General features: G+C 63.3%; 12 protein-coding genes. 9 read left to right on the forward strand and 3 right to left on the reverse strand.

Annotation, left to right across the window (positions count from 1 at the left end; genetic code table 11):
* The first annotated feature begins 139 nt into the window (after positions 1 to 139).
* The 5 genes from ABIE32_RS20945 to ABIE32_RS20965 all read left to right on the forward strand — a co-directional run bounded on the left by ABIE32_RS20945 (position 140) and on the right by ABIE32_RS20965 (position 5,664).
* Positions 140 to 1,843, forward strand: coding sequence for an ATP-binding protein (locus ABIE32_RS20945; protein ID WP_429019084.1), 1,704 nt, complete (start codon positions 140 to 142; stop codon positions 1,841 to 1,843).
* The gene (locus tag ABIE32_RS20950) at positions 1,840 to 2,532 is read left to right on the forward strand and encodes a response regulator transcription factor (RefSeq protein WP_429019086.1); all 693 of its coding nucleotides are present in this window, start codon (positions 1,840 to 1,842) and stop codon (positions 2,530 to 2,532) included. The genes ABIE32_RS20945 and ABIE32_RS20950 overlap by 4 nt, the downstream gene beginning before the upstream one ends.
* A 220-nt stretch (positions 2,533 to 2,752) precedes the next feature.
* Positions 2,753 to 3,316: a hypothetical protein gene (locus tag ABIE32_RS20955; protein WP_429019089.1), complete on the forward strand. Its 564-nt coding sequence runs from the start codon at positions 2,753 to 2,755 to the stop codon at positions 3,314 to 3,316.
* Positions 3,317 to 3,624: 308 nt separating this feature from the next.
* A complete protein-coding gene (locus ABIE32_RS20960; protein WP_429019112.1) occupies positions 3,625 to 4,563 on the forward strand; it encodes a tripartite tricarboxylate transporter substrate binding protein in 939 nt (312 codons plus the stop codon).
* Positions 4,564 to 4,737: 174 nt separating this feature from the next.
* A complete protein-coding gene (locus tag ABIE32_RS20965; protein WP_429019091.1) occupies positions 4,738 to 5,664 on the forward strand; it encodes an aminotransferase class IV in 927 nt (308 codons plus the stop codon).
* Positions 5,665 to 5,761: 97 nt separating this feature from the next.
* Here ABIE32_RS20965 and ABIE32_RS20970 read toward each other — a convergent pair whose 3' ends face one another.
* A complete protein-coding gene (locus ABIE32_RS20970) occupies positions 5,762 to 6,820 on the reverse strand; it encodes an asparaginase (RefSeq protein ID WP_429019093.1) in 1,059 nt (352 codons plus the stop codon).
* 398 nt (positions 6,821 to 7,218) lie between these two features.
* Here ABIE32_RS20970 and ABIE32_RS20975 point away from each other — a divergent pair, with 398 nt between their 5' ends.
* The 3 genes from ABIE32_RS20975 (at position 7,219) to ABIE32_RS20985 (ending at position 10,594) form a co-directional block, all read left to right on the forward strand.
* Entirely contained in the window at positions 7,219 to 8,154 is a 936-nt protein-coding gene (locus tag ABIE32_RS20975; protein ID WP_429019096.1) for a hypothetical protein, read from the forward strand.
* Positions 8,155 to 8,339: 185 nt separating this feature from the next.
* Complete coding sequence (locus tag ABIE32_RS20980) at positions 8,340 to 9,668, forward strand: putative DNA modification/repair radical SAM protein (protein WP_429019098.1); 1,329 nt, start codon at positions 8,340 to 8,342, stop codon at positions 9,666 to 9,668.
* Positions 9,669 to 9,670: 2 nt separating this feature from the next.
* Positions 9,671 to 10,594, forward strand: coding sequence for a TIGR03915 family putative DNA repair protein (locus ABIE32_RS20985; RefSeq protein ID WP_429019101.1), 924 nt, complete (start codon positions 9,671 to 9,673; stop codon positions 10,592 to 10,594).
* Positions 10,595 to 10,661: 67 nt separating this feature from the next.
* Here the strand turns inward: ABIE32_RS20985 and panS are convergent, their stop codons facing one another.
* Positions 10,662 to 11,615: a ketopantoate/pantoate/pantothenate transporter PanS gene (panS, locus tag ABIE32_RS20990; protein WP_429019103.1), complete on the reverse strand. Its 954-nt coding sequence runs from the start codon at positions 11,613 to 11,615 to the stop codon at positions 10,662 to 10,664.
* A gap of 597 nt (positions 11,616 to 12,212) precedes the next feature.
* Between panS and ABIE32_RS20995 the strand changes: the two genes are divergently transcribed.
* Positions 12,213 to 13,373: an isochorismate synthase gene (locus ABIE32_RS20995; protein WP_429019106.1), complete on the forward strand. Its 1,161-nt coding sequence runs from the start codon at positions 12,213 to 12,215 to the stop codon at positions 13,371 to 13,373.
* A gap of 95 nt (positions 13,374 to 13,468) precedes the next feature.
* Here the strand turns inward: ABIE32_RS20995 and ABIE32_RS21000 are convergent.
* Positions 13,469 to 13,743, reverse strand: a 275-nt coding sequence (locus ABIE32_RS21000; protein WP_429019109.1) for a hypothetical protein, incomplete at its 5' end; no start/stop codon positions are given.

Consider the following 13,743-nt stretch of genomic DNA (forward strand, 5'->3'; position numbering starts at 1 on the left):
CCGAGCTGGGCACGCCCCAAACGGTGGCCGTGGCATAACTACGTCTGGGGTTTGGGGAGACTCAGTCCCAAACCGATTTATGCAACAAGGCCGCGCTGATGCTCCAAGAGGACCGCTTCTAGATCACATCACAAGAGCCATGTACCGCGCACGACTCTCTCTGGCACTCGCCGCCCTGGTGGCGCTGGTCTGCATTCAGGCCCTCTTTGTGTACTGGGGGGCCAATCGCGTCAATGACTATGCGCAGCACAGCCGACTTGCCAGCGACATCCAGGCGGAACTGCTGGACCTCTCTGCCAACAAGCAGCGCCTTCGCGTCTGGGCCTTGCAGCGCCTCATGAACACCGACGCGCAGCCCGAGCAGCGAGACCGCCTTGTCGATGCCATGTATGCCAGTGCGGCCAATCTTGGCGACCTGGCGCGCCGCGATCTGGCGCTCTGGAGTGAAATGGTGAACCGCGAAGGTGTGCACATGCCGCCCGAAGTACTCCAGCTTGTGGGAACGACGGACCTGCTGCGCGACAACATCCAGGCAGTGGAGGCTCGGCTGGCCCAACTGGTGCCGCTGGAGCAGGGCGCTGACTTTCCGGCGCTTTGGGCTGAACTGACCCAGGTATTCGACATGGCACGCGGGCGCGACCTGCGTGAGCTGATCAAGGACGCCATTGCCCGCCAGCGCGAAGCCGTTCCGGTGGCGCGTGCCGCAACCGAACGCGGGCTGGATTCGCTGCGCGTGCAGGCCGTCGGTATGGCGATCATCACGCTGGCGGTGGCCGTGGTTCTGGCATTGCATCTGAAAGGGCGGCTGCAGCGCCCGCTGGACCGGCTGCTCCAAGGCACGCAGGCCTTGCAGGCCGGGGCGCTGGGGCACCGGGTGTTGACCGGCACCAATGACGAATTCGGTCGCCTGGCACAGCACTTCAATGCCATGGCGGCAGAGCTGCAGCAGCACCGGGCCCGCGCAGACGCTGCGCGCCGTGAACTGGAAGACGCGGTACAGGCGCGCACCCGGGAGCTGCGCGTCGCGCACGAGACCTTGCGGCACCTGGATCACCGCCGTCGTCAGTGGTTTGCCGACCTGGGCCACGAACTGCGTACCCCCGCCACGTGCATCCGTGGAGAGGCCGAGATTGCCTTGCGTGGTGGGGACAGGCCAGCCGATGAATACCGCCAGACACTGGCGCGAATCGTGGGTGGAGTCGATCAGCTCACCAGTGTCATCCACGATCTGCTTTACATCGCCAAGTCCGAGGCCGACCAGTTGGTGATGCGCCCCACCATGACGGACCTGCGCTGCCTGCTGGGCGATGTGGCCGAGCAGGCGGCTGCCCTGGGCGCGCCCCATGGCGTACGGGTGCTGCAGGGAGAAACTCCACGGGCAGGGGGCGACAAAGCGGACATGGCCTTGCCTGATGGCACGATACCAGTGCATGCCGACGCCGACCGGCTGCGCCAGGCACTGGTGATCGTGTTGGACAACGCCGTGCGCTACTCGCAGCCAGGGGGCTCGGTGTACATCAGTCTGCACAAGAGGGTGCGAGCTGACGGAGCGGCCGAGGCAGAGGTGGTGGTGCGCGACCAGGGCATAGGTATTGAGGCGGATGAACTGCCTCGTGTGTTCGAGCGTTTTCTGCGGGGGCGCCGGGCGCGCGCCCATCGCGCAGACGGCACTGGCATCGGCCTGTCCATCGCGCAGTCCATCATCCAGGCACACCAGGGTCGCATCGATGTTGCCAGTGAGCCGCAGCAAGGTACGGTGGTGCGCCTTGTACTGCCGTTGGCTGGGGCGCCTGTGCACGCAATAGAACCAATCACCGACGAGCAAGGGAGCCCTCAGGCATGAACCAGCAGATTCTGGTGGTGGAAGACGATGTGCGCGTGGCGGATTTTCTGGTGCGCGGCCTCAAGGCAGAGGGGTACTGTGTGGACCTGGCCCGCACCGGCCCTGAAGGCCTGGCCATGGCGCGCAACACCGGGCCTGGCGTATTGCTGCTGCTGGATCTGATGCTGCCGGGCCTCAGTGGCCTGGAGCTGTGCCAGACGCTGCGTGCCGAAGGCCGGCACATTCCGGTGCTGATGCTCAGTGCGCTGAGCAACACGGAAGACAAGGTCAATGGCCTGCGCCTGGGGGCGGATGACTACCTCACCAAGCCCTTCGTGTTCGAAGAGCTGCTGGCCCGTATTGAGGCTCTCATGCGCAGGGGGCGGGAGCAGCGTACGCGGGCCAGCACACTGCAAGTGGCCGATCTGGTGCTCGATCTGGAGCGCATGCAGGCGAGCCGTGCCGGGATACCCATCACGTTGACGGCGCGCGAACTGGCTTTTCTCGAACTGCTCATGAGCGCGCCAGGCCGCGTGTACAGCCGCGAACGCATTCTCTCCAATGTTTGGGGCACCAATGAGGACCCGCTGACGAATGTCGTCGACGTCTATGTGCGGCGCCTGCGCTGCAAGATCGATGACGGTCATGAATTGATGCTTATCAAGACCGTGCGGGGCTTTGGCTATCGGTTGGATGCCATGGCGGATTGACCTCCGCTTTCTTTTTGTGCATTCGCGGCTCAGGCGGGCTGCGGCATGCGTTGCGGTTTCTTGCAGAGTATGTGGATGGGTGTGTTCATCCCTTGTTCATCTTCTGCTCACTTTGCCGTAATGGGGGCTTCAGAGGCTGCTCATGTTGCTTTGGTCAACTGTAGTTACACGCTGGTCCTCACGCCAGCGTGGAATCTGACCACTTCCATTGATCCAAAGCATGAAAAAATTTACCTGTATCACCATCGCCAGTCTCCTCATGGGTATCGCTGCATTGCCGGCTGCCGCCAGGGGGCCGGTCGTCAACCACGCCATATCCGAAGCCGAAGTGTTGGCTGCACAGCAGGCTTGGTGCAAGGCGCTGGTGGATATCAGCAGTACCAACACCAACAGCGGTCCGGTGGCAGCCAAGGCGCTCGCAGAGAAAGTCATCGACGAGGCATACGGCTACCAGATGGGGGCGGTGCTGTTCAAGCCAACCTTGGCCGCAGCGTCCCAGGCTTTCCGTACCAGCCGCGAAGGCGCGCTCGCATACTTCGTGGGCGGTGACCCGGCCTATCCCAAAGACACGGGCTTCGCGCTGAAGGGGTGGACCAAGTGCGACATTGCCAATGCTGGCATCTTCATCGCCGGTGGCTCCGCCAGCACGATGGGCAACGTGATCTTCACCGGAAAGGACGGCAAAGTGACCTCGGTGGACAAGACCTGGGCCTTCGTCAAGGACGATGCGGGCAAGCTGCGCATCGTGGTGCACCACTCATCGCTGCCGTATTCCGGTAATTGATACCGGCAATGACCCAAACGACTGACCTAAGGGGTGCATGGCTCCCGGGTCGGTCATGCGGCTGGCGTTTTCGGTCCGGCGGCGAGTGTCGAATCCAGTTATCTTGGAGACACATGGCCATGACAGGATGACGGGGTATCGGCGAAGATCAGGGGCATTGAGAACACTTGGCTGCACCTCTCGTTGTGTTGCTGCGCAACCGTAGGGGGCAGCTCTCAGATGGCCCCTGGAGGCCGGAGAAACGCCCGATGAAAAAGCACACCGCCTTTACGCGCCTGTACCCTTCTGCATCCTTGCTTGCCATTGCCATGCTGGCGGTGGGCGCCTCGCCCGCATTGGCGGCCTATCCGGACAAACCCATCAAGCTCATCGTGCCGTTTCCGCCTGGCCAGGCAACCGATATCTTCGCCCGAGCCCTTGCGGAGAAGCTGGGCCAGAAGCTCGGCCAGCCGCTGGTGGTGGAAAACAAGGCCGGTGCCGGCAGCAATATCGGTACCGAGCAGGTGGTGCGCAGCGCCCCCGACGGCTACACCCTGCTGGTGGCCGGCAGCGCCATGGCAGTAAACCAGACGCTGTACAAAAAGGTGAACTTTGATCCGCGTGTCGATCTGGTCGGCATCACCCTGGTTGCCAAGGTACCCTTGGTCTTTCTGGCCAACCCGGCCACTAGCATTAAAACCATGAACGACCTTGTGGTTAGGGCCCGTGCCGAGCCGGGCAAGCTCAGCTACGCCAGTGCAGGCATTGGGGGCACCCAGCACCTGAGCGCAGAAATGGTGAAGGCGCGCGCCAAATTGCAGCTGGAGCACATTCCCTACAAGGGGAGCGGCCCGGCGCAGGCCGATTTTCTGGGCAACCAGGTGCCGCTGATGGTGGACTCCGTCACCGCCGCACTTGCCAATATCCAGGCGGGCAAGGCCGTGCCGCTGGGGGTGACATCGGCAACGCGGTCAAGCCAGTTGCCGGAGGTGCCTACGATCGCCGAATCGGGCTTGCCCGAGTTCAAGGGTTTCGAAGCCGTGGGCTGGCTGGGCCTGATGGCTCCCAAAGGCACGCCGCAGGCGGTGGTCGACAGGCTGAACGAGGAAACCGTGGCCATCCTGCGCAGTGCCGATATGCAGAAGTTCATCCGCGACCGTGGGTCGGAACCTACGCCCACCACGCCTGCCGAGATGGACCGCTTTGTAGCGAGCGAGATGGTGGAATGGGGCAAGGCCGTCAAGCAGTCGGGTGCAACGGCGGAGTAGTGATGCTTCTGAGATAAAAATGTATGGCGCGCGCGGCAGTTAGTACCAGCTACCTTTTCTGATATTTCCCAAGCATGGTTGCACCCCCAGGCCCTGGTGCACCCAAGGCGACAGCCATGCCATGCAGCCGGGCCTAAGCTGGGCGTTTGCCGTGTTCACTTCATGAGGTCTGCCATGACGCTTCCCACCCCGCCTGACGCCGCCAGCCTGGACGGCGGTTGCGCCTTTGCCGACGGTGCCTATGGACCGCTGTCCGAAGCCAAGGTTTCGCTGTTCGATTGGGGCTTTACCCGTTCGGATGTGACCTATGACGTGGTGGGCGTGTGGCAGGGCGCTTTCTTTCGGCTGGATGCGCATATTGACCGGTTCTTTGCCAGCATGCAGGCGCTGCGCATGCAGATTCCGTACGACAAGGCGCAGGTGCGCGCCATCCTGCACGGCTGCGTGCGCGCCGCCGGCCTGCAAAGCGCCTATGTGGGCATGGTGTGTACGCGCGGAGTGGCGCCCAAGGGGGTGCGAGATCCGCGTCTGGCCGAAAACCGCTTCTATGCGTATGCCCTGCCGTACGTATGGATTGCCAGCCCCGAAAAGCAGAAGCAGGGCCTGGACCTGCACATCAGCCAGCGTGTGCGCATTGCCCCCGAGTCGGTGGATCCCACGGTCAAGAACTACCACTGGCTCGATCTGGTGCAGTCGCTGTTCGATGCCTACGACGGCGGGCATGACACCAGTTGCGTGGTGGATGGCGCGGGCCACATTGCCGAAGGGCCCGGCTTCAACCTCTTCATGGTCAAGAACGGGGTGGTGAGCACTCCGGCGCGCGGCGTTCTGATGGGCATATCGCGCCAGACGGCGCTGGAGCTGTGCCAGCGCCTGGGCATTACCGCGTATGCCCAGCCGGTGACGCAGGAGGCGCTTCGCACGGCAGACGAGGTGTTCATCACCTCCACGGCCGGTGGCATCATGCCCATCTCCAAGATCGACGGGGTGGCGCTCACCGGTTTGCCTGGCCCTGGCCCCGTCACCCAGCGGCTGCAGGACGCCTACTGGGCCATGCATGACGAGGCGGCCTACCGCGACCCGGTGGATTACAGCCACTGAAATGGGCCCTGCAGGCCGAACCCGCAGGTTCTTGCCCGCTCAGGTCTAAGCCCGAGCAGGCGTGGACCAGGCAGCGGCGGGGTGTACCGGGGCCAGCTTATTTGTCAAACAGCGCCTGCAGCTGGGCGCGCTCCTTCAGGCCCGATTGCAGAGCCAGCATCAGCAGAATGCGCGCCTTGGGCGCCTTCAGGTCACCGGCCATGATGGCGCCTGCGTCGTACGAGGTCTTGCCGCCGCCTTCAAAGCCGTAGCTGGGCATCACGCGGCCGTTGTGCACGCGGGTGGTGACGACCACGGGCACGCCCTTGCCCATGGCGTACTTGGCGGCATTCAGCATGGGCACGTTCATGTTGCCCATGCCCAGCGCGTCGATGACGATGCCTTTGACACCCCGGTCCACCGCCTGTCGCAACGCTTCGCCGTTGGCGCCGCCATACATGGGGAAGATTTCCACCTCGGGCATGGTCTGCGCCGCAATGGCAATGTGCTGGCGGCGCACGGGCGCGTTGCCGTAGACCACGCGGTCGGGGTAGACCTCGCCCAGAAAACCGTATTCGCCAGAGCGGAAAGTCTCCACATTCGCGGTGTGCGTCTTGGTCACATACCGGGCAGCGTTGATCTGGTTGTTCATGGCCAGCATGGCGCCCTTGTTCTGCGATTGTGGGTCGACCGCAATGCGCACGGCGTTGAGCAGGTTGCGCGGGCCATCAAAATCAGACACCGAAGCATTGCGCTGCGCGCCGATCAGCACGATGGGCTTGGGTGACTGCACGGTCACATCCAGCCAGAAGGCAGTCTCCTCCAGTGTGTCGGTGCCGTGCGAGACGATGACGCCCGCCACCTCGGGCTTGGCAAGGGCTGCCTGCACGGCGGCCGTCAGTTCCACCCAGCGCGCCGGATCCATATAGTCGGATGGCACGTTCGAGAGGTTGTTCACCTGAATCTGCGCGTACTTGCCCACGTCAGGTACGGTGGCGAGCAGGTCGTCACCCGAAATCGCAGGAACAGGCGCGTTCTTCACCGGGTCGATCTTCATCGCAATCGTGCCGCCTGTGGCGATGAACTGCACAGTGGGCTTGTCCTGCGCAAAGGCGGGGGCGGTGAGCATCTGGCTTGCCAGCGCGGCGGCCAGCAGAAAAAGGCGGAATCGTGGCATGGGCAGTCTCCTCGTATGGTGAATCGCCTGCATGCACCGCACACGGTGCGCACATTGCGTGCTTTGCGCATGGGGCCGCAGGCAGGAGCATTGTGGGTGCTGCGCGCGGTTTCGCACCGCGCATGCTGTCGCGCAGGCTTAGAGCCGCTAGCAAAACCCAGCAAATCGCAGATTTGCGGTTGAGACTAGGTGCCGGGCCGCGTCAGGCCGCGCCGCGCTAGGCCGAGCTGCGCTAGGCGAAGCCGCAGGCAGTACAGACGTACCACAAGGCTGGGCGCCCCCGGCGAAGCAACAACGTATCAAGGGTTGTGTTAGCGGCTCTTAACCGGCCCCTACAATGCGCGGCAATGCAAATACAACCATCGACACGCAGGCGCTGGCTGGCATGGAGCAGCTGCATGCTCCTGTTGCCGGCGCTGGCAGCCTGCCAGAAAGAGGGCGAGGGCGCCGCGTCGCGCACTCCTGCGCAAGGCGGTGGCGCCCTGGCGCCAGACTTGGCCAGCGATCAATTTTTCACCCTGCCACGCAAGACTGCCGACGGTACCGAGTGGGCGCCGCCTCTGTGCCTGGGTTTGCCGGTGGTGCTGGCACTGACGGCGCAGCCTGCGCTGGCCGTGGTGCCGGACTGGGGCCTCGACATGCAGGCCAGCCAGTTGCGAGACCGCCTGTGGCTCGCGGCACTGGCCGCACTGGGCGTAGCCGATCCTCAGGCGCCATCGCCAGCAGCCGCTTCTGCAGCTGCCAGACTGCAGGCGCGCGCCAAGGCAGGCGAGCCCGATTGGGCCAGGGCCGTGGCACTGGTGCTGGCCACGTGGCCCGCAGGCAAGGTAGCGACGGTGGAAAACGCCCAGGCGCTGGCAGAAGCCGCATGGGGCCTGTACGGCAATGTACTGGGCGTACCGTATCAAAGGCTCAGCATCGTAGCCGAGCAGATGCCCGCTGGCATCATCCGTCCCTTGCGAGCGGGCGAGGCGCCGTTCTTTACCGAGCCGCAGTTGCGCGCACAGGGCGACAGGGCGGTGGACAGCATCACGGTGGAATACAAGGACGTCCCCATCGGCCCCTTGCTGGCCGATGTGCAGCAGCGTTTTGGCCCGCCCGTGCTGCAAGAGCCGCACTCCGCTGCCCACATGCAGGACCTGCCCAACACCGTATGGCAGCGCGGCACCGAGGCCCTGGTACTGCTGCCACGCACCGAAACAGCGGCTGATCTGCATCTGATGGACGTGCGGCAGCTGGACGAGAGAAAGTGGTTTGACAGGCCATTTGGCAATGGCGATGGCGCTGGCGATCCATCCAGGCGGGAGCAGCGCATTCGCCAGTTGGCGGCCTGAGTGGTGATGTGCGTGATGGTGCGATGGGAGGCCCGGGATTGGCAATTTATCTATCAATTTGATAGCAATAGGCGCAATTCAGCAAAGCGCTGAAGACTGATTTATCTATATTCGGCAATTCACGGGCAGCTTTGCTGCGTAGCAACCGGGTTTTGATAAAATACTGTTGTTATTTACAGTGCTCTATGCAAACCATCGCCAAGCTCCGCATTCTGGCAGACGCTGCCAAGTACGACGCCAGCTGTGCATCCAGCGGCGTCAAGGGGCGCGACTCGCTGGGCGGCAAGGGCATGGGGTCGGCAGAGGGCATGGGCATCTGCCACAGCTACACGCCAGATGGCCGCTGCGTGTCGCTGCTCAAGATACTGCTCACCAACTTCTGCATCTACGACTGCCGCTACTGCATCAACCGCAAAAGCTCCAATGTGCAGCGGGCACGGTTCACGGCGGCCGAAGTGGTGGCGCTCACCCTGGATTTCTACCGCCGCAACTGCATCGAGGGGCTGTTTCTTTCCAGCGGCATCATCCAGTCATCCAACTACACCATGGAGCAGCTGGTGGAAGTAGCACGCAGCCTGCGAGAAGACCATGATTTTCGCGGCTACATCCACCTCAAGACCATTCCCGACGCAGACCCCCAATTGCTGGCGCTGGCCGGGCGCCATGCAGACCGCCTGAGCATCAATATCGAGTTGCCCACTTCGCAAGGCCTTCAGCAGCTCGCACCCGAAAAAAGCGCTTCCAGCATCGCATCGGCCATGGGCGATGTCGCCAAGCACATTGACGAAGCAAGGCAGGAGGGCCAGGCGCACGCCGCCCAAAAGCCCGTGTCGCTGCCCGGCGCGCAGCGTGTGCGCCGCGCCAGGCCTGCGCGCTACGCGCCGGGTGGGCAAAGCACGCAGATGATCGTGGGGGCCGATGACGCAAGCGATGCCGTCATACTGCGCACCAGCAGCGCGCTCTACACCGGCCACCGGCTGCGCCGCGTGTACTACTCGGCGTTCAGCCCCATACCGGATGCGTCAGCCGACCTGCCGCTACAGGCGCCGCCCCTGATCCGCGAGCACCGTCTGTACCAGGCGGATTGGCTGATGCGCTTTTATGGCTTTGCGCACGAAGAGATCATCGCCCCCGGCGCCACTGGCATGCTGGATCTGGAAATCGACCCCAAGCTGGCCTGGGCGCTGGCGCACCGCCAGCATTTCCCCATCAACCTGAACCGCGCGCCCAAGGAATGGCTGCTGCGCGTGCCCGGCCTGGGTGGACGCAGCGTGGAGCGCCTGCTGGCCGCGCGGAGCGTGCGCAGCCTGCGCCTGGCCGATCTGCAGCAACTGCATGTGGCCAGCGCCAAGGTGCTGGCCTTTGTGGAATTGGCCGATTACCACCCCCGCCCCGGAGCGCTGGAGAGCGCCCAATTGCGCGAACAGCTGATCGCGCAGATGGCGCAGGGCGCCGTGCAGCGCAGGCACAGCGGCATGCACCTGGCCGCTGCGGGCCAGATGGCGCTGTTCTGAGCATGCGGGCCGCGCCATATGGGGCAGAGAGTGGGCAGGCGCTGAGCGTGCTGCTGGACGCGCCCGATGATTTTGCGGGCTTTCGGCAAGCGGCGCGGGCATTGCTGGCCCTGGGCGCTGCACCTGACGGCGTTCACTGGCGGTGGAACGACACGCTGGCCACTCGTGCTGCAGAAGGCGACCTGTTTGCCGACGGCGAACTCTCTTCTGCGCGAGACCGGGTGCTGACACCTGATGCACTGGATCGCCTGGTGCCAGCCCCTGGTCGGCCCGTGCATATCCGCAAGGCACAACTGGCCGTGCTGCGCGATGCCTGCTGCCACCGCAACCCGGCGCGGTTTGCGCTGTGCTACCGCTGGCTGTGGCGCGTGCAGCGCATGCCCCAACTGGCAGGCGACGCGCTGGATGCCGACTGGCGCGATGTGGAGCGCCTGGCCCATGCCGTGGGGCGCGAAATCCACAAAATGCACGCATTTGTGCGCTTTCGGCCCGCGCAGGATGCGAGCGGCGAGCCGCTGCACGTGGCCTGGTTCGAGCCGGAGCACCACATCGTGCGCGCAGCCTCGGGCTTTTTCATGCGGCGCTTTACCAATATGCGCTGGGCCATTCTCAGCCCTGATTGCAGCGTGCTGTGGGATCTGCACGCCCTGCAATGGGCGCCCGGCGCCACGGCTGCCCAGGCGCCCGGGCCCGATGCGGGCGAGGCGCTCTGGCTTGCCTACTACCAATCCACTTTCAACCCCGCGCGCCTCAAGGAGCAGGCCATGCTGCGTGAAATGCCGCGCCGCTACTGGAAGAACCTGCCCGAAACCCAGGCGATCAGCGCCCTGGTTGCCACGGCCCGCAACCGCACGGGGCACATGCTGGCCGCGATGGGCGATGACCCAGGTGAAGGCGAGGCTGCTGGCGCTGGTGAAGATTCCTGATTTGATAGCGGATAGCGCTTATCAGCTGTGCGTCAGAAGTACTTCTTATACAGAATTCCGGGGCCAATCAGTGCAGGGCCACGTCTTCGCGCCGCACATGGTCATTGGCCGTGCCGGTGGGGCGGCTCGACCAGTAGCCCGCCAGGAGCGAGCCCGAAATGTTGTGCCACACCGAGAAAATGGCGCCCGGCAGCGCAGCCATGGGGCTGAAGAACTTGGCCCCCAGGCTGGCTGCCAGGCCGGAATTCTGCATGCCCACCTCGATGGCCAGCGTGCGGCACACCGATTTGTCAAAACCCAGCAGGCGCCCGCCCCAGTAGCCGCCCAGGTAACCGATCAGGTTGTGTGCAATCACCCCGGCAACCACCACGCCACCCACGGTGGCAATGCGGTCGCGGCTGAGTGCCACCACCGTCGAGAGCACCAGCAAAATGGCCACCATCGACACCAGCGGCAACAGACGCTCGACACGTTTGATCTGCGCATGCCAGAAATGGTTGAGCACCAGGCCCAGGCCAATGGGCAGCAGCACAATCTGCGCAATCTCCATGAGCAGCGCGCTCACCGGCACATCGATCGATGCCGAAATATAAAGGCGTGCGAGCAGGGGCGTAGCCACAATGCCCACCAGGGTAGAAAGCGCGCTGATGGTGACCGACAGCGCCACATCGCCCTTGGAGAGAAAAATCATCACATTGGATGAAGTGCCGCTTGCCACGCTGCCCACCAGCACCATCCCGGCCGTCAGTTCGGGCGGCATCTGCAAGGACTTGGCAATCAGCCACGCGGCCAGCGGCATGATGAGGTAGTGCAGAAACAGGCCCGCCGCAATCGGTGCGGGCCGCTGCAGCACGCGGGTGAAATCGCTCACCCGCAAGGTCACGCCCATGGCAAACATGATTAGCATCAACAATTGGGCGATATGGGGTTTGAAGCCCAGAAATGCCGACGGCGCTGCGTAGGCAACAACAGCCATCAAGGCGGCCCACACGGGGAAAAGACGGGTCAAAAAGGCAAGCACGAGAGTATCCAGACCAAAGGCAAAACACCCCGCGCCGCTGCACCGCCCGGCAGAGCAAGGCGTAACGCAGGGTGCGGAAATGCGGAATGTAGTGATGCGAAAGAGCAGTTCGCCGCAGTGCCTGGCCATGGGTGGCAGCCAAAGGGCGGGGGCGGCAATGAACGCAGGGCTACGGGTGGTAGCGGACGAGCTCTTTTGTGCTTTTGGCCAGCTGCATCGGGGCTGTCATCATAGGGTTGCGATTGAAACCGATTTCAGGCGCAGCACGGAGGCACCACAAACTGCTCGGATATTTGCGGTAGCAACAATCGACAAAAAATGATAGCAACCTGCGCATGCCGGGCGTTCGCTGGCACTCCAAAGTATATGGAGAATCACATTTTTCGCGGCTGAAGTGATAACAACGAATACAGAGCATCCGCGTCCCGCGCCTGGCTGTCCCGGGGCGGACAACGCAGCCTCCATTGCCATGAGGGCAGGGGGCCCCAGGGCGCATGCAACCCTACAATCCCAAGCTCTGCATCTGCGGCCCATGTGCCCCGCTGTGCAAGCGGGGCGGCTGCGGATACCAAAAACATGGAGACACAGGAAATCGTTATGAGTGAGCCAAGCTGGCTGCTGGATGGCATGCACAACGGGGATGTATTTTTTGCCTCGCCTGCGCAGCAGTTTCGTTCAACGGGGCTCGATGGCGCGGTGAGCGCCTTCACCGCCGCCTCGGCGGACACTGTGCAGCAACTGTTTGCGCGTGCCAAGGCGCAGGGCATTGCCGAACCGCTGCTGTTTGGCCTCGTGCCTTTTGACAGCGCACGCCCCGGCAGCTTCACCATACCGCGCTCGGTGCAGCAATCCGCGACCCCTGATCGCGCTGGCCTCGCTGCCATCGCAGGCCGCAGGGCGCGCCCGGCGGTCACCAGCCGCCAGCCCGTGCCAGCGCCTGAAGCTTATGGCGACATGGTGCGCGCCGCCCTCCAACTGTATGCAGAAGGCGGTGTCAGCAAGATCGTGCTCTCGCGCGCCATGGACGTGGAGCTGGACGCCCCCATCGCCTATGACACCGTGCTGGCCGATCTGCTGCGGCGCAATGCGCACGGCTATACCTTCGCCATACCCTGCTGGGAAGAAGGCAGCCACACCGAGCCAGCCGCCGTCATGCTGGGTGCGAGCCCCGAGCTGCTGGTACGCCGCGAAGGCGCGCGCGTCTTCATCAACCCGCTGGCGGGCTCCATTCCGCGCCATGCCGATCCAAAAGAAGACCAGGCCCGCAAAGACGGTTTGGCGATTTCGGAAAAAGACCTGCGCGAGCACTCCTACGTGGTGAACGACATCGTGCGCATCCTGCGCGAACACTGCAGCACGCTGGAGGTGCCCGACGGCCCCTCGGTGATCGGCACCGATGCGCTGTGGCACCTGTCCACCTTTATTACCGGCGAGCTCAAAGACCCGGCGATGACCGCGCTCGACCTGGCTTGCCAACTGCACCCGACGCCCGCAATCTGCGGCTTTCCCACCGCACCGGCCTTTGGCCACATCCAGGCGCTGGAGCCGTTTGACCGCGAATACTTTGCCGGCTTGGTGGGCTGGCAGCGCGAGTGCGGCGATGGCGAATGGGCGTTGACCCTGCGCTGCGCGCGCTACGACGGCCACCGTACCCTGCGCCTGTATGCTGGCGCAGGCACGGTTGCCGGGTCTGACCCCGACAGCGAAATCCGCGAAACCGAAACCAAGATGGCTACTTTCATGCGAGCGATTGCATAAAAGAGCGTTTCAGCTTATTCATCTACCCGTTGCTATCTGGCAACCACATAAACGGCATCCAAGGACGCCGTTTTTATTTTTTTCCTGAATTGGTATCACTTGATCAAAAAGAATCTCAAAGAGCCAAACCCGAAATCACTATGAGAAAGGGCCATTTGCCATTCATATGGTATTGGCATATTGCTGCCGATCAATTGTTTGTGATGGAGTAGCTTTTCTAAGATTTTTCGCAATTGATTTTTGATTTTTGGTTGTCTCTCCCTATTATCGAGCCCCGGCCTTGTTGCATAAATCGGTTTGGGACTGAGTCTCCCCAAACCCCAGACGTAGTTATGCCACGGCCACCGTTTGGGGCGTGCCCAGCTCGGTG

This window comes from Comamonas sp. 4034 (assembly GCF_050434545.1).
In the GTDB taxonomy this organism is placed as follows: domain Bacteria; phylum Pseudomonadota; class Gammaproteobacteria; order Burkholderiales; family Burkholderiaceae_C; genus Comamonas; species Comamonas odontotermitis.